This is a genomic window from Microbacterium arborescens, assembly GCF_049707515.1.
In the GTDB taxonomy this organism is placed as follows: domain Bacteria; phylum Actinomycetota; class Actinomycetes; order Actinomycetales; family Microbacteriaceae; genus Microbacterium; species Microbacterium arborescens_B.
On record NZ_JBNAFI010000001.1, the window covers coordinates 584,118 to 610,232 of the forward strand.

General features: G+C 70.3%; 24 protein-coding genes. 18 read left to right on the forward strand and 6 right to left on the reverse strand.

Going from position 1 to position 26,115, the window contains the following annotated elements; genetic code table 11:
• Window positions 1–63: 63 nt before the first annotated feature.
• Window positions 64–1,194: a flavodoxin-dependent (E)-4-hydroxy-3-methylbut-2-enyl-diphosphate synthase gene (ispG, locus tag ACPYN5_RS02580; RefSeq protein ID WP_424447677.1), complete on the forward strand. Its 1,131-nt coding sequence runs from the start codon at window positions 64–66 to the stop codon at window positions 1,192–1,194.
• Between the two features lie 126 nt (window positions 1,195–1,320).
• Here the strand turns inward: ispG and pcp are convergent, their stop codons facing one another.
• Window positions 1,321–1,956, reverse strand: a complete 636-nt coding sequence (gene pcp / locus ACPYN5_RS02585) for a pyroglutamyl-peptidase I (protein ID WP_424447415.1) — start codon at window positions 1,954–1,956, stop codon at window positions 1,321–1,323.
• 88 nt (window positions 1,957–2,044) lie between these two features.
• Here pcp and ACPYN5_RS02590 point away from each other — a divergent pair, with 88 nt between their 5' ends.
• On the forward strand, window positions 2,045–3,802 hold the full coding sequence (locus ACPYN5_RS02590) for a proline--tRNA ligase (protein WP_424447416.1): 1,758 nt from the start codon (window positions 2,045–2,047) through the stop codon (window positions 3,800–3,802).
• A gap of 114 nt (window positions 3,803–3,916) precedes the next feature.
• Here ACPYN5_RS02590 and ACPYN5_RS02595 read toward each other — a convergent pair whose 3' ends face one another.
• The 3 genes from ACPYN5_RS02595 to ACPYN5_RS02605 form a co-directional block, all read right to left on the reverse strand.
• Window positions 3,917–4,726: a DUF1206 domain-containing protein gene (locus ACPYN5_RS02595; RefSeq protein WP_424447417.1), complete on the reverse strand. Its 810-nt coding sequence runs from the start codon at window positions 4,724–4,726 to the stop codon at window positions 3,917–3,919.
• Window positions 4,727–4,822: 96 nt separating this feature from the next.
• Window positions 4,823–5,929, reverse strand: coding sequence for an NAD(P)-dependent alcohol dehydrogenase (locus ACPYN5_RS02600; protein WP_424447418.1), 1,107 nt, complete (start codon window positions 5,927–5,929; stop codon window positions 4,823–4,825).
• A gap of 156 nt (window positions 5,930–6,085) precedes the next feature.
• A complete protein-coding gene (locus tag ACPYN5_RS02605; RefSeq protein WP_424447419.1) occupies window positions 6,086–6,688 on the reverse strand; it encodes an acetate uptake transporter family protein in 603 nt (200 codons plus the stop codon).
• 140 nt (window positions 6,689–6,828) lie between these two features.
• Here ACPYN5_RS02605 and nusA point away from each other — a divergent pair, with 140 nt between their 5' ends.
• From nusA to rbfA, 4 genes are all read left to right on the forward strand, one after another.
• Window positions 6,829–7,815 carry a transcription termination factor NusA gene (nusA, locus tag ACPYN5_RS02610; RefSeq protein ID WP_424447420.1) on the forward strand — a complete coding sequence of 329 codons (987 nt, stop codon included), beginning with the start codon at window positions 6,829–6,831 and terminating at the stop codon, window positions 7,813–7,815.
• A 30-nt stretch (window positions 7,816–7,845) separates the two neighbouring features.
• Complete coding sequence (locus ACPYN5_RS02615) at window positions 7,846–8,097, forward strand: YlxR family protein (protein ID WP_424447421.1); 252 nt, start codon at window positions 7,846–7,848, stop codon at window positions 8,095–8,097.
• A 95-nt stretch (window positions 8,098–8,192) separates the two neighbouring features.
• Window positions 8,193–11,015 (forward strand): translation initiation factor IF-2, encoded by a 2,823-nt coding sequence (infB, locus tag ACPYN5_RS02620; protein ID WP_424447422.1) that lies wholly within the window; start codon window positions 8,193–8,195, stop codon window positions 11,013–11,015.
• 134 nt (window positions 11,016–11,149) lie between these two features.
• On the forward strand, window positions 11,150–11,587 hold the full coding sequence (rbfA, locus tag ACPYN5_RS02625; protein ID WP_424447423.1) for a 30S ribosome-binding factor RbfA: 438 nt from the start codon (window positions 11,150–11,152) through the stop codon (window positions 11,585–11,587).
• A gap of 61 nt (window positions 11,588–11,648) precedes the next feature.
• On the opposite strand, the gene ACPYN5_RS02630 is transcribed toward rbfA, so the two are convergent.
• Entirely contained in the window at window positions 11,649–12,515 is an 867-nt protein-coding gene (locus ACPYN5_RS02630; RefSeq protein ID WP_424447424.1) for an HhH-GPD family protein, read from the reverse strand.
• Between the two features lie 147 nt (window positions 12,516–12,662).
• On the opposite strand from ACPYN5_RS02630, the gene ACPYN5_RS02635 reads away from it, so the two are divergent.
• Genes ACPYN5_RS02635 through ACPYN5_RS02665 form a run of 7 tightly spaced genes read left to right on the forward strand, consistent with a single transcriptional unit; the run spans window position 12,663 to window position 18,437 of the window.
• Window positions 12,663–13,847: a Gfo/Idh/MocA family protein gene (locus ACPYN5_RS02635; RefSeq protein ID WP_424447425.1), complete on the forward strand. Its 1,185-nt coding sequence runs from the start codon at window positions 12,663–12,665 to the stop codon at window positions 13,845–13,847.
• Window positions 13,844–14,551: a ThuA domain-containing protein gene (locus ACPYN5_RS02640; protein WP_424447426.1), complete on the forward strand. Its 708-nt coding sequence runs from the start codon at window positions 13,844–13,846 to the stop codon at window positions 14,549–14,551. The genes ACPYN5_RS02635 and ACPYN5_RS02640 overlap by 4 nt, the downstream gene beginning before the upstream one ends.
• Window positions 14,524–15,618, forward strand: coding sequence for a Gfo/Idh/MocA family protein (locus ACPYN5_RS02645; RefSeq protein WP_424447427.1), 1,095 nt, complete (start codon window positions 14,524–14,526; stop codon window positions 15,616–15,618). Before ACPYN5_RS02640 ends, ACPYN5_RS02645 begins: the two co-directional genes overlap by 28 nt.
• A gap of 60 nt (window positions 15,619–15,678) precedes the next feature.
• Window positions 15,679–16,617, forward strand: a complete 939-nt coding sequence (truB, locus tag ACPYN5_RS02650; protein WP_424447428.1) for a tRNA pseudouridine(55) synthase TruB — start codon at window positions 15,679–15,681, stop codon at window positions 16,615–16,617.
• Complete coding sequence (locus ACPYN5_RS02655; RefSeq protein WP_424447429.1) at window positions 16,614–16,982, forward strand: hypothetical protein; 369 nt, start codon at window positions 16,614–16,616, stop codon at window positions 16,980–16,982. Before truB ends, ACPYN5_RS02655 begins: the two co-directional genes overlap by 4 nt.
• 34 nt (window positions 16,983–17,016) lie before the next feature.
• Window positions 17,017–17,469, forward strand: a complete 453-nt coding sequence (locus ACPYN5_RS02660) for a hypothetical protein (protein ID WP_424447430.1) — start codon at window positions 17,017–17,019, stop codon at window positions 17,467–17,469.
• Window positions 17,466–18,437 carry a bifunctional riboflavin kinase/FAD synthetase gene (locus ACPYN5_RS02665; protein ID WP_424447678.1) on the forward strand — a complete coding sequence of 324 codons (972 nt, stop codon included), beginning with the start codon at window positions 17,466–17,468 and terminating at the stop codon, window positions 18,435–18,437. The genes ACPYN5_RS02660 and ACPYN5_RS02665 overlap by 4 nt, the downstream gene beginning before the upstream one ends.
• Window positions 18,438–18,479: 42 nt before the next feature.
• Here the strand turns inward: ACPYN5_RS02665 and deoC are convergent, their stop codons facing one another.
• Window positions 18,480–19,196, reverse strand: coding sequence for a deoxyribose-phosphate aldolase (gene deoC / locus ACPYN5_RS02670; protein WP_424447431.1), 717 nt, complete (start codon window positions 19,194–19,196; stop codon window positions 18,480–18,482).
• 92 nt (window positions 19,197–19,288) lie between these two features.
• Here deoC and ACPYN5_RS02675 point away from each other — a divergent pair, with 92 nt between their 5' ends.
• The 5 genes from ACPYN5_RS02675 to ACPYN5_RS02695 all read left to right on the forward strand — a co-directional run bounded on the left by ACPYN5_RS02675 (window position 19,289) and on the right by ACPYN5_RS02695 (window position 26,042).
• A complete protein-coding gene (locus ACPYN5_RS02675) occupies window positions 19,289–19,501 on the forward strand; it encodes a heavy-metal-associated domain-containing protein (protein ID WP_424447432.1) in 213 nt (70 codons plus the stop codon).
• Window positions 19,501–21,834 carry a heavy metal translocating P-type ATPase gene (locus tag ACPYN5_RS02680; protein WP_424447433.1) on the forward strand — a complete coding sequence of 778 codons (2,334 nt, stop codon included), beginning with the start codon at window positions 19,501–19,503 and terminating at the stop codon, window positions 21,832–21,834. The genes ACPYN5_RS02675 and ACPYN5_RS02680 overlap by 1 nt, the downstream gene beginning before the upstream one ends.
• 27 nt (window positions 21,835–21,861) lie before the next feature.
• Window positions 21,862–22,506, forward strand: coding sequence for a hypothetical protein (locus tag ACPYN5_RS02685; RefSeq protein WP_424447434.1), 645 nt, complete (start codon window positions 21,862–21,864; stop codon window positions 22,504–22,506).
• A 229-nt stretch (window positions 22,507–22,735) separates the two neighbouring features.
• Window positions 22,736–24,889 (forward strand): DEAD/DEAH box helicase, encoded by a 2,154-nt coding sequence (locus ACPYN5_RS02690; protein ID WP_424447435.1) that lies wholly within the window; start codon window positions 22,736–22,738, stop codon window positions 24,887–24,889.
• A gap of 124 nt (window positions 24,890–25,013) precedes the next feature.
• A complete protein-coding gene (locus ACPYN5_RS02695) occupies window positions 25,014–26,042 on the forward strand; it encodes a 6-phosphofructokinase (protein ID WP_023955073.1) in 1,029 nt (342 codons plus the stop codon).
• Window positions 26,043–26,115: the final 73 nt, after the last annotated feature.

Genomic DNA, 26,115 nt, shown 5'->3' on the forward strand with positions numbered 1-26,115 from the left:
CGCTCCCAGCCGGTCCGTGGCCGTGCCGCGTAGGCTGTGCGCGTGCCAGCTGTCAATCTCGGGATGCCCCAGGTTCCGGACGTCCTCGCCCCCCGCCGCAAGAGTCGCCAGATCCGCGTCGGCAAGGTTCTCGTCGGGGGCGGCGCGCCGGTCAGCGTCCAGTCGATGACGACGACGCCGACCACCGACATCAACGCGACGCTGCAGCAGATCGCGGAGCTCACGGCATCCGGCTGCGAGATCGTCCGTGTCGCCGTGCCTTCGCAGGACGACGCCGACGTGCTGCACATCATCGCGAAGAAGAGCCAGATCCCGGTCATCGCCGACATCCACTTCCAGCCGAAGTACGTCTTCCAGGCGATCGACGCCGGGTGCGCGGCGGTTCGCGTCAACCCCGGCAACATCCGGAAGTTCGACGACCAGGTCGGCGCGATCGCGAATGCCGCGAAGGCGGCCGGAGTCTCGCTGCGCATCGGTGTCAACGCTGGTTCTCTCGACCGGCGCCTGCTCGAGAAGTACGGCAAGGCGACGCCGGAGGCGCTCGTCGAGAGCGCCGTGTGGGAGGCGTCGCTCTTCGAGGAGCACGACTTCCACGACTTCAAGATCTCGGTCAAGCACAACGACCCGATCGTCATGGTGAAGGCCTATCGGCAGCTCGCCGAGCGCGGCGACTGGCCGCTGCACCTCGGCGTGACCGAGGCCGGTCCCGCCTTCCAGGGCACAATCAAGAGCGCGACCGCGTTCGGCATCCTGCTGGGCGAGGGGATCGGTGACACGATCCGCGTCTCGCTGTCGGCGCCGCCGGCCGAAGAGGTCAAGGTCGGCCACCAGATCCTGCAGTCACTCAACCTCCGGGAGCGCAAGCTCGAGATCGTGTCGTGCCCCTCGTGCGGACGTGCGCAGGTCGACGTCTACACGCTCGCCGACGACGTGACCGAGGGGCTGAAGGACGTCACCGTGCCGCTGCGCGTCGCGGTGATGGGCTGCGTCGTCAACGGCCCCGGCGAGGCTCGCGAGGCCGATCTGGGCGTCGCCTCGGGCAACGGCAAGGGCCAGATCTTCGTCAAGGGCGAGGTCATCAAGACCGTGCCCGAGTCGGAGATCGTCGCGACCCTCATCGAGGAGGCCCGCCGCCTCGCCGACGAGCTCGGCCCCGACGCGCCGCTCGGCACCCCGCAGGTCGTCACCGCCTGAGAACGCCCCCGCGCCCGCGCCCGCGCAGAACACCGAGACGTCAGGTTCGCCCCGAAACCCTGGCTTCCACCGCCGGTCTCGGGGCGCATCTGAGGTCTCGCGGGTGGGGCGAGCTGTCCCGCTGATTCACCAGATGTCGCCCGCGGCGTAGGACACGTCGATCTCGGTGTCGAGCGAGGTGCGGATCGCAATGCGCAGGGCTCGCGCGATGTCGGCGAGGGGGAGCGAGGGCTGCCCCTGCGGCGCGCTCTCGGTCGCGTAGGGCACATGGATGAAACCTGCGGCACGGTCACCGGGTTCGCCGCCGTCGAGCGCGGTGAACATCACGTGGTTGCACACGAACGTGCCCGCCGAGTAGGAGACGGATGCCGGGATGCCGGCCGCTGAGATGTCAGCGGTGACCGCCTTGACCGGGAGCGTCGCGAAGTGCGCGGCCGGCGAGTACGGGACCGAGGGCACATCCACTGGCTGATCGCCGGCATTGTCCGGGATGCGGGCGTCGATCAGGTTGATGGCGATGCGCTCGATGGACACGTCGGCGCGGCCGCCCGCGAGACCGGTCGCGATGATGACGTCGGGGGAGTGCTCGATGATCAGCTCGAGCAATTGCAGGCGGGCCGCGTTGAAGGCGACCGGCAGGACCGCCGCGACCAGACGTTCAGGGCCCGCCCAATCGTCCGCGACCAGACGGACGGCGTCGCCCGAGGGGTTCGTCGCGTCGCCGGCGAAGGGTTCGAATCCGGTCAGCAGCACCGTTCTCATGAATCCAGGCTATGACCCGTCGCCGACATCCACGAGCGTGAGCGATCCCGCGCTCACCCGACCTCCGCGGCATCCGTAGACTCGACTCGTGGTCACCCGTCTGTCGCACCTGTTCCTCCGTACCCTCCGTGAAGACCCCGCGGGCGCCGAGGTCGCCAGCCACAAGCTGCTGATCCGCGCCGGCTACATCCGGCCGCAGGCCGCCGGGATCTTCGCGTGGCTGCCGCTGGGGCTGCGCGTCAAGGCGAAGATCGAGCGCGTCGTGCGCGAGGAGATGGCTGCCGCCGGTGCTCAGGAAGTCCACTTCCCGGCGCTGATGCCCCGCGAGGCGTACGAGGCGACGGGCCGCTGGGAGGAGTACGGCGATCTGCTGTTCCGCCTGCACGACCGCAAGGGCGGCGACTACCTGCTCGCCCCCACGCACGAGGAGGCGTTCACGCTTCTCGTGAAAGACCTGTACTCGTCGTACAAGGACCTGCCGCTGACGATCTACCAGATCCAGGACAAGTACCGCGACGAGGCGCGTCCCCGCGCCGGCCTGCTGCGTGGCCGCGAGTTCACGATGAAGGACGCCTACTCGTTCGATGCGAACGACGCCGGACTCGAAGCCAGCTACCAGGCGCAGCGCGACGCGTACGAGCGCATCTTCCAGCGCCTCGGGCTCGAGTACGTCATCGTGCAGGCGGATGCCGGAGCGATGGGCGGATCGCGGTCGGAGGAGTTCCTGCACCCGACGCCGGTCGGCGAGGACTCGTTCGTGCGTTCCGACGGCGGCTACGCGGCCAATGTCGAGGCGTTCACCACCGTCGTGCCCGAGGCTCGCCCGATCGAGGGCCTTCCCGAGCCGGTCGTCTTCGACTCGCCGGACACTCCCACGATCGACACGCTCGTGGCGCACGTGAACGCGAACCTCGAGGGGGAGTACACCGCCGCCCACACGCTCAAGAACGTCGTGCTCGCCCTCACGCACCTCGACGGTACGCGCGAGCTCGTCGTCGTCGGTCTGCCCGGCGACCGCGACGTCGACGACAAGCGGGTCGAGGTCGCCTTCGCCCCGGCCGAGGTCGAGCCCGCGACGGCGGAGGACTTCGCGAAGAATCCGCTGCTGGTCAAGGGCTACATCGGCCCCTGGTCGCCCGAGGGTCCGGTGCTCGGCGAAGAGTCGGCAACCGGCATCCGGTACGTCCTCGACCCGCGCGTCGTCGACGGCACCGCCTGGATCACCGGCGCGAACATCGATCAGAAGCACGTGCACTCGCTCGTCGCCGGCCGAGACTTCACGGCCGACGCATTCGTCGAGGTCGCCACCGTGCGCGCGGGCGATCCGGCCCCCGACGGTTCGGGTCCGGTCTCGATCGCGCGCGGCATGGAGATCGGCCACGTCTTCCAGCTCGGACGCAAGTACGCCGAGGCGCTGGGGCTGAAGGTCCTCGACGAGAACGGCAAGCTCGTGACGGTCACGATGGGCTCGTACGGCATCGGTGTCACGCGCATCCTCGCGATCATCGCCGAGCTCAACAACGACGAGCGGGGGCTCATCTGGCCCGCCTCGATCGCACCGTTCGACGTCCACGTGGTCGCCACGGGCCGGGATGCCGCGGCATTCGAGCTCGCCGAGAGGGTCGCGGCCGATCTCGAGGGCGCCGGCCTGGAGGTCGTGTACGACGACCGGCCGAAGGTCTCACCCGGCGTCAAGTTCGGCGACGCCGAGCTCGTCGGCGTGCCGCGCATCGTCATCGTCGGCCGTGGCGCGGCCGACGGCCAGGTCGAGCTCTGGGACCGTCGCACGGGGGAGCGCGAGACCATCGCGGTCGCCGACGCGGTCGCGCGACTCACCGCTCGCTGAGCTTCGTCTCTCGTCGCCGGATGCCGCGCAGTCTGCGGCATCCGGCGCACCTCTTTGTGCGCTCGAGGGGCCGAACTGCGCCCGAAAGCGGCGAGCGGCCGAACGGCCGGTGGCTCAGAGGTCGGCGTAGCGCGCGCGGCAGACGGTGAACACGCCGTAGGCGAGGAGCCCCGCGCCCACGACGACCACGATCTCGCGACCGAACGAGAGATCGAGCAACGCCCGGATCGCGGCGTCGAGGCTGCCGGCCTCATCGGCACGCGAGCGTACGGCGGCGACGATGAGCACACCGCCCAGCGATCCGAGCGCGACGCCCTTCGCGATGAACCCGGCGACACCGAGACCCTCGACGACGCGACCGACCGCGCCGTCGGGAATCGTCATCTTCGACCGGAACGAACGCCGCACGCCCATGACGGCGAAGACCACTCCGGCGATCGCGACGCCGACGCCGACGAGCACGATCGCGAACACCCCTCCGGGAACCGCGAGGATGCCGCGACTGACGTCACGGGCGGCCTCGTCGGCGTGCGGGCGGGCGCCGAGGGCGACGGCGGCCGAAAGTCCGCCGAAGAACAGGAACACGAGCGCCTGGCCCCATTCCGAGACCCGCAGCCCCCAGACGGCCGCGCCGCGTCGCCGCCGCGAGGCGAGCATCCCCTCGGCGAGATGCCAGAGTCCGAGTGCCGTGAGGAGCGCGGCCGCCGCCCAGAGGGCGACGAATCCGAGCGGCAGCTCCGCGACCGCGCGGAAGGCTCCGGTCTGATCCGCGTCGCGCTCGCCGCCGAAGGCCACCGCCACGATGAGCGAGCCGATCAGCAGATGCACCACACCGTTGGCGACGTAGCCGCCACGAGCCAGCGCACGGGCGACCGGCTGCCTCTCGACGGCTCGAGCGGCGTCGTGCACCCCGTGTTCGGCCATCCCGAGAGCCTACGACCTTATCGCGGGGGCTCACACCGCCGAGGCGGCGGGCCGAGAACCTTGTGTCGGCTCTCGGCCCGCATGTGCCGGGACCACTCAGCTCATGACGAGGACGGCCTTGACCGCCTTGCCCGACTGCGTGTCGGCGATGGCCCGCTCGATCTCCGCGAACGGGTACTTGGTGATGAGCTCGTCGAACGGGAAGCGGCCCGCCTCGTGCAGTGCGAGCATCTCGGGGATGAACTTCTGCGGCACCGCGTCGCCCTCGATCGCGCCGACGAAGGTCTTTCCCGATCCGGAGATCGACGCGAGAGCGATCTCCGTGCCGGGCTTCGGCACGCCGACCAGTGCGATCTTCGCGCCGAACGCAGTGGCCGCGACGATCGTGTCGACGACGGCGGGAACAGCGGTGGTGTCGACGGCGTAGTCCGCGCCGACTCCGCCGGTGATCTCGAGGATGCGGGCGACAGCATCCTCGTCCTTGCTGTTGACGGTGTGCGTCGCGCCGAGCTTCGCCGCGAACTCGAGACGCTCGGGGATGATGTCGACGGCGATGATCGTCGTCGCTCCGGCCACTTTCGCGCCCATGATCGAAGAGAGGCCGACGGCGCCGGTTCCGGCCACGATGATGGAGGCTCCGGCGGGGACGTCGAGCGAGTTGAGGACGGTGCCGGCCCCGGTCTGGACGCCGCAACCGAGCGGACCGGCGATCTCGACGTCGGCGTTCTCGGGGAGCTTCACCGCGTTGCGCGCCTCGACGATGACGTGACTCGCGAAGGAGGACTGGCCGAAGAACGACCCGTGCACGGCCGACCCGTCGGCAGCGGTCATCGTGGCCGAGCCGTCTTCCCGTGCCCCGCCGAAGTTGAGCGCCATGAAGTTGCGGCAGTAGGCCTCTCGGCCGGTCAGGCAGTTGGTGCAGTGTCCGCACGACGCGAACGAGACGGCGACCTTATCGCCGACCGCGTAGCCGGAGACGGCGGCGCCGACCTGCTCGACGACTCCCGCACCCTCATGGCCCAGGACGAAGGGGAATGCCGCCGGGATGTGCCCGTGCTGCACGGCGAGGTCGGTGTGGCAGAGGCCGGTGGCAGCGATCTTGACGAGCAGCTCATCGGGTCGGATGTCGTCGAGGGTGATGTCCTCGAAAGTGAAGGGTGCATCCTGGCCGTGGAGGACGGCAGCGTGCGCGGTGGTGGTCATGGGGTTCCTTTCGCGTTGCGGTTGCGGCGGCAATGCCGTCGTCGCGACCGATGTCACGATCGGGCGTCTCTCCCGCAGCGCGGGCCGCCCGGTCCACAAACAGTATGCGCCTGAATCGATACACGGATGCCGGACCCGCGCACTTCGACCGGGGACTCACTCCGCAGAGGTGGCACGGGAGGCAGCCGCGTGAAACCACGGCCGGCCGAGGGGCACGAAGGAGCGCCCGAGGGTGCGGGCGTAGAACTTCTCGAGCAGCATGTATGCCGCGAGCGCCGAGGCGAGGAGCAACGCGGCCGAACCTGCCGTACCGAATCCTGAGGGGCCGCCGAAGGCGCTCACGGTCTGCAGGCCGAGGCCCGCCGCGACCGCCAGCAGGGTGATCGGCAGCACGGTGTTGCGTGATGCGGCCGATACGGCGAACACGACCGCCAGGATGGAGAACATGAGGGTGAAGACGCCGCGCGCCGGTCCCTCCACCTCGAAGAACCCGAGCTCGCCGCCGAGCAGGAAGCCGGGCATGCAGATCCAGTACCAGCCGAATGCGTTGTAGACGATGAAGTGGAAATCGTCTCCGGCGAAGTACGACAGCATCCCCGCCGTGACCTGCACCACCCCGCCGAACACCGCCCCGATCCAGAAGACGGGGCTCTCGTTCTGCAGGCCGAGGTGTTCGAGCTGTGCCGTGAGGGTGGCGATGACGAATCCGAGCAACCCGATCAGTCCGGGGTCGGCGAGGCGGGGCGCAGGTTCGGTCATGTCCACCAGTATCGGCACTCGCGTGGGAGTGCGCCGGGTGTTCCGGCGGGACAAACACCACCGCAGCACCATCGGGTAACGTTGGATGGATGCCGGGAGGGCGAACGCGCCCCGGCAAGAGCTGAATACGGAGGGCCCTCATGGACATCGATCTCTCACTGCTGCGCACCGTCGAGCGAGAGAAGGAGATCCCCTTCGACGAACTCGTCCGCATCATCGAGCAGGCGGTGCTGACGGCCTACGCCAAGCACACCTCGCCCGACGGCGAGCTGCCCGAGGGCGCGCGCGCCGAGCTCGACCGCAAGACCGGTCATGTCGCGGTCTACGTCCCGATGCGTGACGACGACGGTGCCGTGATCGGCGAGGAGGAGTCCACGCCCGACGACTTCGGCCGCATCGCCGCCTTCGCGGCGAAGCAGGTCATCAGCCAGCGCCTCCGCGACATCGCCGACGACGCCGTGCTCGGGGAGTTCAAGGGCAAGGAGGGCGACATCGTCGCCGGCGTCATCCAGCAGGGGCCCAACCCCCGCATGGTGCACGTCGACCTCGGGACGATCGAGGCGATCCTTCCGCCCGAGGAGCAGGTCGCCGGTGAGGACTACCGTCACGGCGCGCGTCTGCGCGTCTACGTCACCTCGGTGTCGAAGGGGGCCAAGGGCCCCTCGATCACCGTCTCGCGGACGCACCCGGGACTGGTCCGCAAGCTCTTCGCGATGGAGGTTCCCGAGATCGCGAACGGTCTCGTCGAGATCACCTCGCTCGCGCGTGAAGCCGGACACCGCACGAAGATCGCCGTCAAGGCGAACGACCCGTCGATCAACGCCAAGGGTGCCTGCATCGGCGAGCTCGGACGCCGCGTCCGCGCCGTGACGGAGGAGCTCGGCGGCGAGAAGATCGACATCATCGACTACAACGCCGACCTGCCGGCCTTCGTCGCCAATGCGCTCTCACCCGCGAAGGTGACCTCGAGCTTCGTCCTGGACGCCGCGACGAAGGCCGTGCGAGCCCTCGTCCCCGACTACCAGCTCTCGCTCGCGATCGGCAAGGAAGGGCAGAACGCTCGCCTGGCCGCGAAGCTCACCGGCGCGAAGATCGACATCCAGCCCGACTCGATCCTGGAGTCGTGACGAAACCGGAAAGCCGGTCGAGGGGGTAGAATGGAACCTGTTCGAACGTGCGTGGGCTGCCGCGCGCGTGCCTCCCGGTCCTCGCTCCTCCGAGTCGTGGCCCGCGACGGCGTCTTGATCGCAGATCCAGCCGCCGCGCTTCCGGGCAGGGGCGCGTGGGTGCACGAGACGCACGAATGCATGGATGCCGCCCTGCGGCGCCGAGCGTTCGGACGAGCCCTGCGAGTGTCCGGCCCACTGGACACGCAGGATTTCCCGATTGATCACCAGCGCAAAGGCTGAACGGCTATGGACACGAAGTGAACGGCTCGAAATGAGACCCGTCCGCGCTTAAACGGTCCGCCCTGTCCGAGGGTGGGCCTTCAGACAGGAGAATTGTGGCAAAACCACGCGTACACGAGATCGCTTCCGAACTCGGCGTCGACAGCAAAGTCGCGCTCGCGAAGCTGAAGGAGCTCGGCGAGTTCGTCAAGAGCCCCTCATCCACCATCGAGCCCCCCGTGGCTCGCAAGCTGCGGGCTGCGCTCGAGGCTGAGGGCGGCGCTGCCGCTGCAGCCCCCGCGACCTCGGCTTCGACCGGCGCGCGCCCCGGCGCAGCACGTCCCGGTGCCGGACGCCCCGGCGCTGTCAAGCCCGGTCCCGCCGGTGCTGTGAAGCCCGGACCGGCCGTCAAGCCCGGCCCCGCGAAGCCCGCGGCTCCGGCTGCTCCCGAAGCATCGGCTCCGGCCGCTCCCGCGCCGACTCCCGCACAGCAGCCGGCAGCCCCCGCCGCTGAGCCGGCGGCTCCCGCTGCATCGTCCGCACCGACGCCCGGCGCGGGCAAGCCCGGCCCCGCCAAGCCCGCTGGTCCGACGCCCGGAGGCTCGCAGCCCCCGCGTCCCGGTGGAGCGCGCCCCGGCAACAACCCCTTCGCTCCCTCGCAGGGCATGGGCCAGCGTCCTGCCGGTCCCCGCCCGGGCAACAACCCCTTCGCTTCGGCGCAGGGCATGGGCCAGCGGCCGACGCCCGGCAACATCCCCCGTCCGCAGGCTCCGCGTCCCGGTGCTCCGCGCCCCGGCGCACCGCGTCCCGGCGGCGCAGGCCGCCCCGGTGGCGGCGGGCGTCCCGGCGCTCCGTTCCAGCAGCGTCCCGGCGGTCCCGGTCGTCCCGGCGGTGCCGGTGGCGGCTTCCAGCGCCCGGGTGGTGCTCCCGCCGGCGGCTTCGCCGGTCGTCCCGGCGGCGGCGGTGGCCGCGGTCGCGGTCCCGGTGGTGGCACCGCCGGCGCCTTCGGAAAGGGAGGCGGCAAGTCCAAGCAGCGCAAGTCGCGTCGGGCCAAGCGCCAGGAATTCGAGATGCGGTCGGCGCCGGTCGTCGGCGGTGTCAACGTTCAGAAGGGCAACGGCGAGATCATCCGCCTGCGCCGCGGCGCATCGATCGCCGACTTCGCGGACAAGCTCGAGGCGCTGCGCGGCTACACCGTGCAGCCCGGCACGCTCGTGACGATCCTGTTCAACCTGGGTGAGATGGCCACGGCCACCGAGTCGCTCGACGAGGCCACCTTCGAGGTGCTCGGCGAGGAGCTCGGCTACAAGATCCAGATGGTCTCGCCCGAGGACGAGGACAAAGAGCTCCTCGAGGGCTTCGGTCTCGACCTCGACGCCGAGCTGGAGGCCGAGAGCGAGGACGACCTCGAGATCCGTCCTCCCGTGGTCACGGTCATGGGCCACGTCGACCACGGTAAGACGCGACTGCTCGACGCGATCCGTCAGACCAACGTGGTCGCCGGTGAGGCCGGCGGCATCACGCAGCACATCGGTGCCTACCAGGTCTGGACCGAGCACGACGGCATCGAGCGTGCGATCACCTTCATCGACACTCCGGGTCACGAGGCGTTCACCGCCATGCGTGCCCGTGGTGCGCAGGTGACCGACATCGCGATCCTGGTCGTCGCGGCCGACGACGGCATCATGCCGCAGACGGTCGAGGCCCTGAACCACGCCCAGGCGGCCCAGGTGCCGATCGTGGTCGCGGTGAACAAGGTCGACAAGCCCGACGCAAACCCGGCCAAGGTCCGTCAGCAGCTCACCGAGTACGGCCTCGTCGCCGAGGAGTACGGCGGAGACGTCATGTTCGTCGACGTGTCGGCTCGTCAGGGCACCAACATCCAGGAGCTCCTCGATGCGGTGCTGCTCACCGCTGACGCCGGGCTCGACCTCACCGCGAACCCGAACAAGGCTGCCCGCGGTGTCGCGATCGAAGCGAAGCTCGACAAGGGCCGCGGTTCTGTCGCCACGGTGCTCATCCAGTCCGGAACGCTGCGCGTCGGCGACGCGATCGTCGCGGGAACGGCTTACGGCCGCGTCCGCGCCATGATCGACGAGAACGGCGACCCGGTGGAGGAGGCCTGGCCTTCGCGTCCGGTGCAGGTGCAGGGTCTGAACTCGGTTCCCCGCGCCGGCGACGTCTTCATCGTCACCGAGGAGGACCGTCTCGCTCGTCAGATCGCCGAGAAGCGCGAGGCCGCCGAGCGCAACGCCCAGCTGGCCAAGGCCCGCAAGCGCATCTCGCTCGAGGACTTCACCCGTGCTCTCGAAGAGGGCAAGGTCGAGTCGCTCAACCTCATCATCAAGGGTGACGTCTCGGGTGCCGTCGAGGCCCTCGAGGAGTCGCTGCTCAAGATCGAGGTCGACGATTCCGTGCAGCTGCGGATCATCCACCGCGGCGTCGGTGCCATCACCGAGTCGGACATCAACCTGGCGACGATCGACAACGCGATCGTCATCGGCTTCAACGTCCGTCCCGACACGAAGGCGCGCGAGCGTGCTGCCCGCGAGGGCGTGGACGTCCGGTTCTACTCGGTCATCTACAACGCGATCGACGACGTCGAGCAGTCGCTGAAGGGCATGCTCAAGCCGGAGTACGAAGAGATCCAGTCGGGTGTCGCCGAGATCCGCGAGGTGTTCCGCTCCTCGAAGTTCGGCAACATCGCGGGTGTCATCGTGCGGTCGGGAACGATCACGCGCAACGCCAAGGCGCGCGTCATCCGCGACGGTGTCGTGCTGGCCGATGGTCTCGCCATCGAGTCGCTGCGCCGCTTCAAGGACGACGTCACCGAGGTCCGCACGGACTTCGAGGCGGGTATCGGCCTCGGCAAGTTCAACGACATCCAGATCGGCGACGAGATCGAGACGACCGAGATGGTGGAGAAGCCGCGCGGCTGACATTCGTCAGGCGCTCCGGCGTTGGGCGTCTCCTCCGGTGACGGATCCCTCGGGATCGCGGCCACCGGGGAGGCGTCCAACGCCTTCGCCGTCTCTGCCCGCCGCCGTGCGGGCCTGAACAAGGAGAAGAAGGTATGCCCAGCGAACGTCAGTCGCGTCTGGCCGATCGCATCCGCGTCCTCGTCGCGGAGCGTCTCGAGAAGGGGCTGCGCGACCCGCGCCTCGGATTCGTGACCATCACGGACGTGCGGGTCACGGGTGATCTGCAGCACGCCTCGGTGTTCTACACCGTCTACGGCTCCGACCAGGAGCGCGCCGACTCGGCCGAAGCGCTCCGGGCCGCCACGGGCATGCTGCGCAGCGAGGTCGGGCGAAAGCTCGGCGTCCGTGTGACGCCGACCCTCGAGTTCATCCTCGATGCGATCCCCGAGAACGCGGGGCACATCGAGCACCTGCTCCGCGAAGCGCGCGAGCGCGATGCCGCGACGGCAGCCACCGCGACGGGTGCGAGCTACGCGGGCGAAGCCGACCCGTACGTCAAGCCCCGTGAGGCGGAGGACGACGAGGACTGACGACCGGGTCGTCGGATTCGAGAACGAGGGATGCCGCTCCGGCATCCCTCGTTCCGTCTTTTCAGCGGGGGAGGCGCAGCCGTCTGTCGACGGCTTCGATGAGTCCGTCCGCGATGAGCGAGTCGATCGCACGGTCGCGCTGCAGACGGTCGGGCCAGTCAGGGGCGACGTCGTCCGCCGCGACGTCGTGCGTCGTCGCAGACCGCAGGACCTTGAGGATCGCGCCGCGCGCCTGGCGGTCGCTGCCCTCGTACTTCGCCTGCTTCGTGCGGGTGTCGCCCGTATCGGGATAGCCGGCCGCTCGCCATGCGCAGCGGTCGGCGAGCGGGCAGACCCCGCAGCGCGGGGAGCGCGCCGTGCACACGAGAGCCCCGAGCTCCATGGCTGCCGCGTTGACGACGGCGGAGGCCGCGACATCGTCGGGCAGGATCGCGGCCATGTCGGCGAGATCGCGTTTCGCGGACGGTCCCGGCTGCGAGCGGCCGGCCACGGCGCGCGCCAGTACACGCCGCGTATTGGTGTCCACGACGGGATGCCGGTCGCCGTACGCGAAGACGGCGACCGCGCGGGCGGTGTAGTCGCCGATCCCTGTCAACGCGAGCAGATGGTCGACGTCACGCGGGACGATTCCCGCGTGACGGTCGCGGATCTCGACGGCCGCGCGGTGCAACCACAGAGCCCGCCGCGGGTAGCCGAGGTTCGCCCACTGCCGGACGGCGTCGGCTGGCGCAGCGGCCGCCAGATCCGCCGGCGTCGGCCACCGTTCGAGCCAGGCCTCGAGGAGGGGGACGACGCGACTCACGGGCGTCTGCTGCAACATGAACTCGCTCACGAGGGTGCCCCACGCGCCGAACCCCGGCCGACGCCACGGCAGATCCCGCGCGTTGTCGCGGTACCACGCGATCAGCGGCGAGGCGAGGTCGGGCATCCGTTCAGCCTACGATGCCGCGCCAGGAGTGCGGTGGCGCATGGCGTGGGCCGAGCCGGCCGGTATTTGCGCAATGCCCGCGGTTCGTGTCGGCTGCTGTGGCATCGTGGTGCACAGCCAGGCGCACCGGAGCGAAGGGAGACGAGCATGTCGGGACGATTGCGCATCGCGATCATCGGAACCGGGTTCATGGGTCGGATGCACGCGCACGCGTGGCGCACCGCTCCCCGCTTCTTCGATCTGCCGCTGCAGCCCGAGGTCGTCGTGCTCGCGGGCAGCGACGCGGAGCGCGCCGCAGCCGCTGCATCCCGCTACGGCATCGCCGAGTCGAGCGACGACTGGCGGAGCGTCATCGGGCGCGGCGACATCGATGCCGTGGACGTCTGCACCCCCGGGAACACGCACGCCGAGATCGCGCTCGCCGCGCTCGCCGCCGGACGCCACGTGCTGTGCGAGAAGCCGCTCGCGAACGACGTCGCCGACGCCGATCGGATGACCGATGCCGCCGCATCCGCGGCATCCCGCGGAACCGTTGCGATGTGCGGCTTCAGCTACCGGCGCACCCCCGCGCTCGCCCTGGCCCGTCGACTGATCGAGGAGGGGCGCCTCGGCCGCATCCGTCACGTGCGCGCGCAGTACCTCCAGGACTGGCTCGCCGATCCGAACGCGCCCTTCACCTGGCGCCTGGATCGCGATCGTGCCGGATCGGGCGCCCTCGGCGACATCGGCGCGCACAGCATCGACACCGCGCAGTGGCTCACCGGCTCGCGCATCACGAGCGTCTCCGGCACGCTCCGCACCTTCGTCGACGAGCGTCCCGTGCTGCACGAGCGCGTCGGGCTCGGCGGCCGAGCGGATGCCGGTGCGTCCACCGAGAAGGTGACCGTCGACGACGCGACCGCGTTCACGGCATCCTTCGCCGACGGGGCGCTCGGCGTCTTCGAGGCCACGCGCATGGCGACGGGACACCGCAACGCGAAGCGCATCGAGATCAGCGGCGACCGGGGCGCCGTCGCCTTCGATTTCTCCCACCTGAACGATCTGCTCTTCGCCGACGCGACGCTCCCCGCCGGGGAGCAGGGATTCCGGCGCATCGACGCGACCGAGCCGGAGCATCCGTACGCGGGAGCGTGGTGGCCGGCGGGGCATGGGCTCGGGTACGAGCACCTCTTCACGCATCAGAGCGTCGACTTCGTCCGCGCCGTCGCCGGAGAGATCGAGGCGCACCCGTCGTTCGCGGAGGCTGCGCAGGTGCAGCGTGTGCTCGCGGCGGTCGAAGAGAGCGCGGCATCCGACAGCAGAAGCATTCGAGTGGAAGGGATCACCGCATGACCGCACGGCAGGCGCTCATCGTCCGAGGGGGCTGGGAGGGGCATGAGCCCGTCGAAGCCACCGACTTCTTCGTTCCCTTCCTCGAGAAGAACGATTTCGCGGTGCGCATCGAGGAGGACAACGAGGTCTACTCGGACCGGGCGACGATGGAGCGCACGGACCTGATCGTGCAGTCGGTGACGATGTCGAAGATCTCACCGGAGGCCGTCGCCGGACTGCGGGACGCGGTCGAACGGGGGACGGGCCTCGCCGGCTGGCATGGTGGCATCGCGGACTCGTACCGCGACAGCTCCGACTACCTCCAGCTCATCGGCGGGCAGTTCACCACGCATCCCGGAAAGCACCCTGACGCACGCGTCGGCGACGGGACCGACAACTACCTCACCTACAGCGTGGATCTGACCGATGCCGGCCGCCGTTCGGAGATCATGGCCGGCCTCGAGGACTTCAGCCTCTGCACCGAGCAGTACTGGGTCTTCACCGACGACCTCAACGACGTCCTCGCGACGACGACGCACCCCGTGCAGCCGTACCACCCATGGCACCGCCCGATCACCTCTCCCGCCGTCTGGACGCGCGAGTGGGGACAGGGCCGCATCTTCGTCGCGACGCCGGGGCACAGCCTCGACGTCCTCCGCGACGTGAACGTCCGCACCATCATCGAGAGGGGGATGCTGTGGGCGAGCCGCACGGCATCGGCGTAGTCGGCCTCGGGGTCATCTCGGGCCAGTACCTGGAGACGCTGGGGGAGCACCCGGCGGTTCGTATCGTGGCGACAGCAGACCTCGACGCCGCGCGCGCCCAGGCGGTCGCCGATCGCTACCCCGGCGCACGCGCGCTGTCGGTCGCGGAGCTCGTGGCCGATCCGGCGGTGCAGACGGTGCTGAACCTGACGATTCCGGCCGCACACGGCGAGGTGGCACGGGCGGCGCTCGCCGCAGGCAAGAACGTCTACGGCGAGAAGCCGCTGGCCGCCACGTTCGGCGAAGCTCTCGGCGTCATGGCCGGCGCGAACGGCGCGTGGGTCGGTGGTGCCCCCGACACCGTGCTGGGGTCGGGGGTGCAGACCGCGCGAGCCGTCGTGGACGCCGGTGAGATCGGTCGCCCGATCGCAGCCGTCGCGACGTGGCTGTCGCCGGGCCACGAGGCCTGGCACCCGCATCCCGACTTCTACTACCGCGAAGGCGGCGGGCCGCTCTACGACATGGGGCCGTACTACCTCACGGCGCTGCTCCACGTGCTCGGACCGGTCGTCCGGGTATCGGGGGCGTCATCACGGTCTCGCGACGAGCGCACGATCGGCTCGGGGCCGCGTGCGGGCGAGCGCATCCCCGTCGAGGTCGACACGCACGTCACGGGCGTTCTCGAGCACGCCGACGGCGCGGTGTCGACCGTCACCTTCAGCTTCGACGCCGTGGCGACGCACGCCGCCCCCATCGAGGTGCACGGCGAGACCGCGTCGCTGACCCTTCCCGATCCGAACTTCTTCGACGGCGAGGTCGCCATCCGGAGACCCGGCGACGGTGACTGGACCGCGATCCCGGCGCGCGCCGGTTATCGCGGCGCGGCCCGCGGAATCGGCGTGCTCGACTTCGTGCGCGGCGGCGCCGGGGCCCGCCGTGCGAGCGGTGACGTCGCCCTGCACGTGCTCGAGATCATGAGCGCTCTCACTCGGTCGGCCCAGGAGGGGCGCCGCATCAGCTTGACCACGACCGCGGAACGTCCTGCGCTGGTCCCGCTCAGCGAGGCCGAGCAGTGGAGAAGCGCCTGACGCGTCGGCGCCGGAAGAGACGGATCGGCGCCGGCGAGGCATCGCCGTAGGCTGGAGGGCATGCCCGAACCCGCGCCCCGCGGCATCCTGCTCGTCGACAAGTCGGGTGGGATGACCAGCCACGACGTCGTCGCTCGCGCTCGCCGCGCTCTCGGCACCCGCAAGGTCGGCCATGCCGGCACGCTCGACCCGATGGCCACCGGCCTGCTCGTGCTCGGCGTCGGTCCGGCGACGCGCCTGCTGACCTACGTCGTCGGGCTCGACAAGACCTACGAGGCGACGATCCGGCTCGGGGTCTCGACGGACTCCGACGACGCCGACGGGATCGTCACCGAGTTCGCGGACGAGCACGCGCTCGCCGCGGTCGATTCCGCGCGCATCCATCGGGGAATCGAGGCGCTCACGGGCGAGATCGATCAGGTTCCGAGCCGCGTGTCGGCCATCAAGGTGGGCGGAAAGCGCGCCTACGACCTCGCGCGCGCGGGGGAGCACGTGGAGCTGAAGGCTCGCCGTGTCACCGTCTCGCGTTTCGACGTGCTCGGCGTGCGCGAGGTGCACGACGCTCGGGAACCGGAGGGCGACGGACACGACGACGGTCGGCGCGCCATCGACGTCGACGTCGTCGTCGACTGCACGAGCGGCACCTACATCCGGGCGCTCGCCCGCGATCTCGGCGCCGACCTCGGCGTCGGCGGACACCTGACCGCGCTGCGGCGCACGCGCATCGGGCCGTTCGACGTGGCGGGCGCCGTGACCGAGATCGCGCCGGACACGACGTTGCTCCCGGATGCCGGTGTCGCCGCGGCCGTCCTCGGAACATTCGACGTCACCGCCGATGAGGCACGGGACCTGCGTCACGGAAAGCGGCTCCTCGGGGCGGCACCGCGCCTGTCGGCTCCGCATCCCGCCGCGATCGACCCCGACGGACGCCTCGTCGGCATCGTCGAGCGCCGCGGCGACGACGTGAAGAGCCTCATGAACATGGCGGAAGACGCATGATCGCGGTCTTCACGACCGTGCAGGTGGCGGTCGCCGTCGTCGCGGGGCTGCTCTGCACGATCCTCGGACTCGCGAACCGGCGACCGAGCGACGTGTCGGTCGGTTCTCTCGCCCTCGTCGAGGTGCTCCTGATAGCGCAGGTCGTGATCGCGATTGTCGCTCCGCTGGTGGGCAACGGGCCCACGGGGAGTCTCCTCGAGTTCTGGGTCTATCTGGTGTCGGCCGTGCTGCTGCCTCCCGCGGCCGTCTTCTGGGCGCTCGTCGAACGGAGTCGGTGGAGCACCGTCATCCTCGGGATCGCGGCGCTCTCGGTCGCGATCATGGTGTGGCGGATGCACGTGATCTGGACGGTTCAGGTCGTCTGAAGCGACGCGTGCGGCGCCTATCATTGGTGAGGTCATGGATCATCCCCGCCCTCGAATGACCGGCATCGGCCGCGTCCTGGTGGTCGTGTACGCCGTCATGGCGCTCGCCGCGACAGGACGGTCCCTCGTTCAGATCGTCGAGGACTTCGCGTACGCCCCGCTGGCCTATTCGCTGTCGGCTGCGGCCGCGCTCGTCTATGTGCTGGCGACGGTCGCGCTCGTGAGGTCCGACTCGCCCACCTGGTACGTCATCGCGTGGGTCGCGATCTGCTTCGAGCTCGTCGGCGTGCTCGTCGTGGGAACGCTCAGCCTGGTGCTTCCCGATCTGTTCTCGCACGACGCCACCGTGTGGTCCGGCTATGGATTCGGCTACTTCTGGGTTCCGCTCGCGCTGCCCTTCGTGGGCATCTGGTGGCTCGTCTCGCACCGGGGCGGCGCCGAGGGCAGCGACGATCGTCCCGCTGTCCTGGAGGGATCGTCATGGTGACCGTATACCGAGACCCCGCCGAGGTGCCCGCCGATTTCGGCCCGAGCGTCGTGGCGATCGGCAAGTTCGACGGTGTGCACTCCGGACACCGCGCGGTCATCGATCGCGCCCGGGTGGACGCCGCGGCACGTGGGGCGCGCGTCGTCGCGGTGACCTTCGATCGCAACCCGCTCAGCCTGCTGCGTCCGGAGCTCTGCCCCGAGCCGCTCGTGGCGCTCGATCAGAAGATCGGCTTGCTCGCTGCGGCGGGGGTGGATTCCGTTCTCGTCCTGCGATTCGACGCCGAGCTCGCCGCGCTCTCGGCGCGCGACTTCGTCGAGAGCATCCTCGTGCGCGCACTCGGGGCGGTCGGGGTGCTCGTCGGCGACGACTTCCGCTTCGGTCGCGGCGGGGAGGGCGATCCCGACGTGCTGACCGCGCTCGGGCGCGAGCACGGCTTCGATGTCGACGTCGTCACGGATGTCCGCGCCCGCGACGCCGGACGGCGGGTCTCATCGACCTGGGTGCGCGATCTGCTCGCCGAAGGCGACGTCGCGGGGGCTGCCCGCCTGCTGGGCAGGCCCCACGCCGTCGAAGCCGAGGTGGTGCACGGTCTGAAGCGGGGCCGCGAGCTCGGCTACCCGACGGCGAACCTTGCGACCGACGCCGCGGGCTTCATCCCGGCCGACGGCGTGTACGCCGGCTGGCTCGTCGACCTCGGGATGCCGGGCGCGGACGGCATGCTGCCCGCGAGCGTCATCCGCTATCCGGCGGCCATCTCGGTGGGCACCAACCCCACATTCGACGACGTGCCGCAGCGACAGGTCGAGGCCTATGTCCTCGACGAGACCGATCTCGACCTCTACGGTCACCGCGTCGAGGTGCGCTTCACGGCGCGCATCCGCGGGATGGTCGCCTTCGAGGGCATCCCGGCTCTCATCGCGCAGATGGACGACGACGTCGTCCGGGTGCGCGAGGCCCTCGCCTGAGCGAACGCTCGCGCACCGAAGCGGACGCGTGGCCCGCGCCGCTCAGTAGGAGGACTCGTCCACCGCGCCGGTGGCTTGGCCGCCGGCTTCGAGCCGGCGCGCTTCGCCCAGGATGGTCGCGCTGCCGCTCGTGCCCAGGCGCGTGGCGCCGGCGTCGAGCATGGCCACCGCGTCGGCGAAGCTGCGGACACCGCCGGAGGCCTTGACCTGCACGGCCGCGCCGACGTTCTCGCGCATCAGCCGGACGTGGGGGACCGTCGCGCCGCCGCCCGCGAAACCGGTCGAGGTCTTGACGAAGTCGGCGCCCCCGGCCTCGGTGAGGCGGCTGCCGCGCGCGATCTGCTCGTCGTCGAGGAGGCTCGTCTCGAGGATGACCTTGACGATCTTGCCCTCGGCGGCTCCCACGACCGCGCGGATGTCGTCGACGACGACGTCGTCGAAGCCCGAGCGCAGGGCGGCGATGTTGACGACCATGTCGAACTCCGAAGCGCCGTCGGCCGCCGCCTGCCGCACCTCGGCGACCTTCGCCGCCGTGGAGGTCGTGCCGTGCGGGAAACCGATGACCGTGCCCACCGCGACACCGGTGCCGTCCAGGCGAGCGACGGCGTGCGGGATGTCGGAGGGGCGCACGCAGACCGAGAAGACCCGCCATTCCGCGGCGATGTCGAGTTCTGCGTCGACCTGCGACCGGGTCAGCTCGGGCTTGAGGATGGCGTGGTCGAGGGTCGCGGCGAGCTCGCGCTCGGAGATCGTGGACATGGTTTCAGCGTACGCCGTTTGATCCCTTCGGCATCGACGGGAATACCCCAGGGGGGTATCCTGTTCTTGTCCCCGAACGAAAGAGGAGCATCATGACGACTCAGACCTACACCGTCGACGGCATGACCTGCAGCCACTGCGCGGCTGCGGTGACCCGCGAACTCGGCCTCGTCCCCGGAGTCTCCGACGTCGCTGTCGACGTCGACGCGGGCACCGTCTCGGTCACGGCGGTGCAGCCGCCGGACGACGATGTCGTCTCGGCTGCCGTCGCCGAGGCCGGCTACACGGTTACCGGGCGACGCTGATGAGCGCCGACACCGCCGGGCGCGAGCGCAGTCATGCGGTCCTCGATATCGAGGGGATGACGTGCGCGAGCTGTGTCGCCCGTGTCGAGAAGCGTCTGCAGCGCCTGGACGGTGTCCAGGCCACGGTCAACCTGGCGACCGAGTCGGCGCGCGTCGAGCATCCTGCCGACGTCTCGGTCGAAGAACTGGTCGGGGCCGTCAGCGAGGCCGGGTACACCGCTCGCGTGCGCACCCCGCATCGCCGTCCGCAGCCGCACCGACCCGGTGAGCACGAAGCGCCCGCGGACCACCAGCACGGCGCGGACCACCAGCACGGCGCAGAGCATGACCACGGCGCCGGCCACCAGCACGACATCGAGGACGAGCCGGGACGGACCACCCTCCGCACCCGGCTGATCTGGGGGATCATCCTGGCGGCGCCCGTCGTGGCGCTCGGGATGGTGCCGGCATGGCAGTTCCCGGGCTGGCAGTGGCTGTCGCTCGTCCTCACCGCACCGGTCGTGTTCTGGGCGGGGTGGCCCTTCCACCGCGCGACGTTCGCGAACGCACGCCACGGCGCGCTCACGATGGACACCCTGGTGACTCTCGGGACCTTCGCCGCCTTCGCCTGGAGCCTGTGGGCCGTGTTCTTCGGATCGGCCGGGCGCATCGGCATCCGTCACGATGTCGTCCTCTTCGGCCCGGTGCACGACCCGACGTCGCTCGTCTATTTCGAAGTGGCGGCGGCCGTCACCGTGCTCATCCTGCTCGGCCGCTACATCGAGCAGCGCTCGCGGCGACGGGCGGGAGCCGCCCTGCGCGCCCTGATCGAACTCGGGGCGACCGACGTCGAGCTTCCGGACGGTCGCCGCGTCGGCATCGAGTCGCTCCATGTGGGTGATGAATTCGTCGTGCGACCCGGTGAGAAGGTCGCAACCGACGGCGTCGTCGTCGACGGCACCGCGGCGGTCGACGAGAGCATGCTCACGGGTGAGTCGGTGCCCGTCGACGTCGGGCCTGGTTCCGAGGTGACCGGCGGGACGATCGCTTCGGGTGGGCGCCTCCGCGTCCGTGCCACCTCGGTCGGCGACGAGACCCGTCTCGCGCACCTGGCACGCCTCGTCGACGAGGCGCAGGCGGGCAAGAGTCGCGTGCAGCGTCTCGCGGACCGCGTCTCGGCGGTCTTCGTGCCGGTGGTCATCCTGGTCGCGGTGCTGACCCTCGTCGGCTGGATCGTCGCCGGGGCGCCCGTGGCGGCGGGCTTCACCGCCGCTGTCGCGGTGCTCATCATCGCCTGCCCCTGCGCGCTCGGCCTCGCGACGCCCATCGCCGTCCTCGTCGGAACCGGTCGCGGCGCCGAGCTCGGCATCCTCATCACCGGTCCCGAGGCCCTCGAGGCCGCCGAGCGCATCGACGTCGTGCTCATGGACAAGACGGGAACGCTCACCGAGGGCCGGATGTCGGTCGCCTCGGTGACCACCGCCGCGGGCGTCGATCGCGATCAGGCGCTGCGCCTGGCCGGGGCCGTCGAGTCGGCGTCCGAGCACCCCATCGCCCGTGCGATCGTCGCCGCTGCGGGCGCCGTCCCCGCTGTGACGGGCTTCGCGGGTGTCGCCGGTGGCGGCGTGGCCGGAACGGTCGAGGGCCGTGAGGTCGCCGCCGGGAGCATCGCGTTCGTCACCGAGCGCTTCGGCGCCCTGACCCCCGAACTCGCCGAGGCCGCCGGCGCCGCGGCAGCAGCCGGGGCGACGATCGTCGCGGTCGGGTGGGACGGGCACGCGCGTGCCGTCATCGCCGTCTCGGATCGCGTGCGCGACGATGCGCGGGAGGCGGTCGCACGGCTGCACCGCACCGGGGCGTCGGTCGTCCTCGTCACCGGCGACAACGCCGGCGCGGCGGATGCCGTCGCCCGCGAGCTCGGCATCGACGACGTGGTCGCGGATGTGCGTCCCGAGGGGAAGCTCGACGAGGTCCGGCGCCGGCAGGCGGCGGGGCAGCGGGTCGCGATGGTCGGCGACGGAGTGAACGATGCCGCCGCGCTCGCCGCCGCCGATCTCGGCATCGCGATGGGCGGCGGCACGGACGCGGCCAAGCATGCGAGCGACATCACCCTCACTGCCGGCAGTCCCCGGGCGGTCGCCGCTGCCATCGAGCTGAGCCGTCGCACCCTCGGCATCATCCGCGGCAATCTGTTCTGGGCCTTCGCCTACAACGTCGCCGCCGTGCCGCTCGCTGTGGCCGGACTGCTCAACCCGATGGTCGCTGCGGCGGCGATGGCGTTCTCGAGCGTCTTCGTCGTCCTCAACAGCCTGCGACTGCGGTCGGCGCTGCGACCCGCGCGCCGGAGCGCGTAGGACTCCGCGGCTCGTTAGGATCTGGGCATGGCCGTCTCGCACCGCACCGCTCTCCGCCTCGTCCCGCTCGTCGCGGGGGTTGCGCTGCTGGTCACCGCTTGCGCGACTCCGGTGGGCGGCGCCGCAACTCCCGCGCCCACCGGGTCCGCCGCGACGGCTTCGCCCGAGGTAACGCCGTCGGCCACGCCGAGCCCCATCGAGACCCGTGCGACCACCGAGGAGATCGCGCTGCCGTCTTCGTGCGACGAACTCTTCACGGGTGATCTCCGCGCCACGCTCGACGCGGAGATCGCGCCGCTCAACGACCCCGGAGTCACGATGTACTCCACCGAGAACGCCGAGGCGCTCTCGGTTCTCGAGTCCGGTGTACCGAGCCTCCGGTGCACGTGGGGCACGCCGTCGGACCGGGGAATCGCGACGACCGTGTCGACCATCACGCCCGAACAGTCGCAGCTCATCGCCGACGCGCTCACCGAATCGGGCTTCGGCTCGGAGGAGGCCTCGGGCGGGGAGTACTTCCGGACCTCCCAGCAGATGCTCTCGATGGATGACCAGGTCGTCGAACTGGGGGAGACCCACTTCCTTCGCGGCAACGCCTGGGTCGCGACGCGGTGGATCAACTACGGTCCCGCCTCGTACACCCCCGGTATCGTCGCCCAGCTCTGGCCCTGAGCACGGCCTCTCCGCCTGACGCACGTGTCTTCACGCGGGGCGGCGTGCTCATGCCCTAGAATGGTGCGCGGGGACATCGTCGGTTTCGACGCCGCAGCTCGCTGAAGCGAGTGCCCGCGGCCGGCCGACGCAATCGCCCTTCGCTCGCATGACGCCTCGGTGTCCGTTCGAGCGGCCCCTCGTACGGTTCCGTCGCGACGGAACTCCGGCACTCAGGCTCAGGAGGAGCATGCCGACCATGGCCACCGCCGCAGCGACCGCCAACCGCCGTAGGAAGTCCTCGTCCGCCCGGCGCGACGACGACGCCCCGCTGATCCCGATCCTCGCCCGCAAGGTGCGCGAGGTCGAGGCCAAGGCCCAGCGGGGCAAGCTCGGACCCACCAATCGCGTGAAGTTCCAGGTGATCGCCTTCCTCGTGCGCGAGGAGCGCGCCCGGGTGAAGGCCGACGAGAACGTCTCGGCGACGGCGCGAGCAGAGCTGCTCAAGCGACTCGACGGCGTCGCCACGATCCTCGCGAAGACGGCGGCGCGAGACACCTCGCTCATCCAGCTTCTCGAGGTCGACCAGGCGACGTCGCCGGTCGCCAAGCGGATGCGTCGCGACTGGCTGCTCGAATCGGGTGCCGAGCTGCCCGAGGACGAGCTCATCATCACCGATGTCGCACCCGTGCAAGCGCCCGTCGTTCCCGCGGCGCTCGCCAACCGGCAGGTCACGCCGCCGCAGGTGATGGTCCGCCGCGAGGCGAACCCTTTCCTCGCACCCGACCTCGAGCTGCATGCGCCGCACCCGACGCCGCGCCGCCGTCTCGACGGCTGGGAGCTCATGGGCCCGCTCTACAAGGCCTTCGAGACCGGCGCCGGCGGCGCAGCGGCCTCGATGGATCTGCCCCCGGTGCCCGAGTTCGACCGCCTGTCGCCCAAGGGCCTCGAGATCATGCCGCACCAGTCGCGGTTCCTCGAGTCGGTACGAGCCGGACACCGCTCGTTCCTCCTCGCCGACGAGCCGGGCCTCGGCAAGACCGCGCAGTCGGTCCTCGCCGCATCCGTCGCCGGTGCCTATCCGCTGCTGGCGGTCGTGCCGAACGTCGTGAAGATGAACTGGGCCCGCGAGGTCGAGCGCTGGACACCGCAACGCCGCGCGACGGTCATCTCGGGAGACGGCGATCAGATCGACGCGTTCGCCGACGTGTTCATCGTCAACTACGAGGTGCTCGACCGGCACCTCTCATGGCTCAGCTCGATCGGCCTGCGGGGAATGGTCGTCGATGAGGCGCACTTCATCAAGAACCTCGGGTCGCAGCGCTCGCAGAACGTGCTCGCGCTGGCGGGCCGCATCCGCGAGCAGGTCCGCGACCCGCTCATGCTCGCGCTCACCGGAACGCCCCTGATCAACGACGTCGAGGACTTCGACGCGATCTGGCGTTTCCTCGGCTGGACCAACGGCGAGAAGCCGGGGCCCGTGCTGATGGAACGGCTCGACGAGACCGGCCTGACACCCGCCGACAAGGCGTTCTACCCCGCGGCTCGCGACGCCGTCATCTCGATGGGCATCGTGCGGCGGAAGAAGAAGGATGTCGCCGCCGACCTCCCTGACAAGCTGGTGGCCGACCTCCCCGTCCAACTCGACGACGAATACGGCCGGTCGATCCGTCAGGCCGAGCACGAGCTCGGCGAGCGGCTCGCGGCCCGCTACCGTCGCATCATCGAGGCGCGCGGCGACCGCGTGCTCCTGGGGGAGGCGGACGCCGACATCGTGCGCCTCGTCGCCACGCAGGAGCTCGAGGAATCGAAGGCCGCCGGCACCGGTGCCGAGAACGTCTTCACCATGGTGCGGCGCATCGGTCAGGCCAAGGCGGTGCTCGCCGCCGACTACGCGGCTCAGCTGCAGCGTTCGGTGGGCAAGGTGGTGTTCTTCGCCAAGCACATCGACGTCATGGACGCGGCCGAAGCCCACTTCGCGGCCGCGGGCCTGCGGACCGTGTCGCTGCGCGGCGACCAGACCTCCGCTGCCCGCCAGGATGCGATCGACGCGTTCAACAGCGATCCGGATGTCGCCATCGCCGTGTGCTCGCTCACGGCGGCCGGTGTCGGCGTGAACATGCAGGCCGCATCCAACGTCGTGCTCGCGGAGCTGTCGTGGACGGCGGCCGAGCAGACGCAGGCCATCGACCGCGTGCACCGCATCGGGCAGGAGGAGCCGGTGACCGCGTGGCGGATCATCGCGGCGCACACCATCGACACGAAGATCGCCGAACTCATCGACTCGAAGCAGGGCCTCGCCGCCCGTGCGCTCGACGGAGAGGCCGTCGACCCGACCTCGAGCGACTCGGTGCAGCTGTCGGCGCTCATGCACCTGCTGCGCCAGGCGATCGGCGCCGCCTGACACGAAGCGCGCCGCTCGGAGTTCTCCCGGCGCGCTTCGTCTGGCAGCGCCCGCGTCGCGACGATAGTCTCGAATCGAGGCAGCGTCGCCACACTCCACCTGAGCAACAACGAAGGATCTCCCCATGAAGATCGGCATCCTCACCAGCGGCGGCGACTGCCCCGGCCTCAACGCTGTCATCCGAGGCGTCGTGCTCAAGGGCACCACCTCGTACAACATCGAGTTCGTCGGCATCCGTGACGGCTGGCGCGGCGTGGTCGACGGCGACTTCTTCCCGCTGACCCGCCACGAGGTGAAAGGCCTGTCGAAGGTCGGCGGCACGATCCTGGGCACGAGCCGTACCAACCCCTACGAGGGCCCCCGCGGCGGCGCCGAGAACATCGCCGCGACGCTCGACAAGCATCGCATCGACGGCATCATCGCGATCGGCGGCGAGGGCACGCTCGCCGCGGCCAACCGTCTCGCGAACGACGGCATCAACGTCTTGGGCGTGCCAAAGACCATCGACAACGACCTGAAGGCGACCGACTACTCGTTCGGCTTCGACACCGCCGTCAACATCGCGACCGACGCGATGGACCGTCTGCGCACGACCGGCGACTCGCACCAGCGCTGCATGGTGGCCGAGGTCATGGGCCGTCACGTCGGATGGATCGCTCTGCACGCCGGCATCGCCGCGGGTGCGCACGTCATCTGCATCCCGGAGGTGCCGATGTCGATCGAGGAGATCACCGCCCAGGTGACGAAGGCCTTCGACCGCGGCCGCGCGCCGCTGGTCGTCGTGTCGGAAGGCTTCAAGCTGAAGGGTCAGGACGAGGCCTACAGCGACAAGGGCCTCGATGCCTTCAACCGCCCGCGCCTCGGCGGCATCAGCGAGGTGCTGGCGCCCGAGATCGAACGGCTGACGGGTATCGAGACCCGCGCGACCGTCCTCGGTCACATCCAGCGCGGCGGCTCGCCGTCGGCCTTCGACCGCGTGCTCGCGACGCGCCTGGGTCTCGCTGCCGCCGACGCGCTCGTCGACGGCGCCTGGGGCCAGATGGTGTCGCTCAAGGGCACCGACATCGTGCGCGTCTCGTTCGACGAGGCGCTCGGCGAGCTGAACACGGTGCCGCTGTACCGCTACGAGGAGGCAGCCGCACTCTTCGGCTGAATCTCGACGATCAGCTCGGCCGCGTCCGCGGCAGGCCTTTGCGGTCTGCTCGCGCCGCGGCCGAACTGCGTTC

Excerpts from the sequence above, each read along its gene's own strand:
- ACPYN5_RS02640 (WP_424447426.1), top strand. The coding sequence starts at position 13,844 with ATGACCGCACGGCAGGCGCTCATCGTCCGAGGGGGCTGGGAGGGGCAT.
- ACPYN5_RS02660 (WP_424447430.1), top strand. The coding sequence starts at position 17,017 with ATGGATCATCCCCGCCCTCGAATGACCGGCATCGGCCGCGTCCTGGTG.
- ACPYN5_RS02615 (WP_424447421.1), top strand. The coding sequence starts at position 7,846 with ATGGAACCTGTTCGAACGTGCGTGGGCTGCCGCGCGCGTGCCTCCCGG.
- ACPYN5_RS02675 (WP_424447432.1), top strand. The coding sequence starts at position 19,289 with ATGACGACTCAGACCTACACCGTCGACGGCATGACCTGCAGCCACTGC.
- ACPYN5_RS02655 (WP_424447429.1), top strand. The coding sequence starts at position 16,614 with ATGATCGCGGTCTTCACGACCGTGCAGGTGGCGGTCGCCGTCGTCGCG.
- ispG (WP_424447677.1), top strand. The coding sequence starts at position 64 with ATGCCCCAGGTTCCGGACGTCCTCGCCCCCCGCCGCAAGAGTCGCCAG.
- nusA (WP_424447420.1), top strand. The coding sequence starts at position 6,829 with ATGGACATCGATCTCTCACTGCTGCGCACCGTCGAGCGAGAGAAGGAG.
- ACPYN5_RS02685 (WP_424447434.1), top strand. The coding sequence starts at position 21,862 with ATGGCCGTCTCGCACCGCACCGCTCTCCGCCTCGTCCCGCTCGTCGCG.
- ACPYN5_RS02695 (WP_023955073.1), top strand. The coding sequence starts at position 25,014 with ATGAAGATCGGCATCCTCACCAGCGGCGGCGACTGCCCCGGCCTCAAC.
- truB (WP_424447428.1), top strand. The coding sequence starts at position 15,679 with ATGCCCGAACCCGCGCCCCGCGGCATCCTGCTCGTCGACAAGTCGGGT.
- pcp (WP_424447415.1), bottom strand. The coding sequence starts at position 1,956 with ATGAGAACGGTGCTGCTGACCGGATTCGAACCCTTCGCCGGCGACGCG.
- ACPYN5_RS02680 (WP_424447433.1), top strand. The coding sequence starts at position 19,501 with ATGAGCGCCGACACCGCCGGGCGCGAGCGCAGTCATGCGGTCCTCGAT.
- ACPYN5_RS02605 (WP_424447419.1), bottom strand. The coding sequence starts at position 6,688 with ATGACCGAACCTGCGCCCCGCCTCGCCGACCCCGGACTGATCGGGTTG.
- ACPYN5_RS02635 (WP_424447425.1), top strand. The coding sequence starts at position 12,663 with ATGTCGGGACGATTGCGCATCGCGATCATCGGAACCGGGTTCATGGGT.
- rbfA (WP_424447423.1), top strand. The coding sequence starts at position 11,150 with ATGCCCAGCGAACGTCAGTCGCGTCTGGCCGATCGCATCCGCGTCCTC.
- ACPYN5_RS02630 (WP_424447424.1), bottom strand. The coding sequence starts at position 12,515 with ATGCCCGACCTCGCCTCGCCGCTGATCGCGTGGTACCGCGACAACGCG.
- ACPYN5_RS02690 (WP_424447435.1), top strand. The coding sequence starts at position 22,736 with ATGCCGACCATGGCCACCGCCGCAGCGACCGCCAACCGCCGTAGGAAG.
- deoC (WP_424447431.1), bottom strand. The coding sequence starts at position 19,196 with ATGTCCACGATCTCCGAGCGCGAGCTCGCCGCGACCCTCGACCACGCC.
- ACPYN5_RS02595 (WP_424447417.1), bottom strand. The coding sequence starts at position 4,726 with ATGGCCGAACACGGGGTGCACGACGCCGCTCGAGCCGTCGAGAGGCAG.
- ACPYN5_RS02600 (WP_424447418.1), bottom strand. The coding sequence starts at position 5,929 with ATGACCACCACCGCGCACGCTGCCGTCCTCCACGGCCAGGATGCACCC.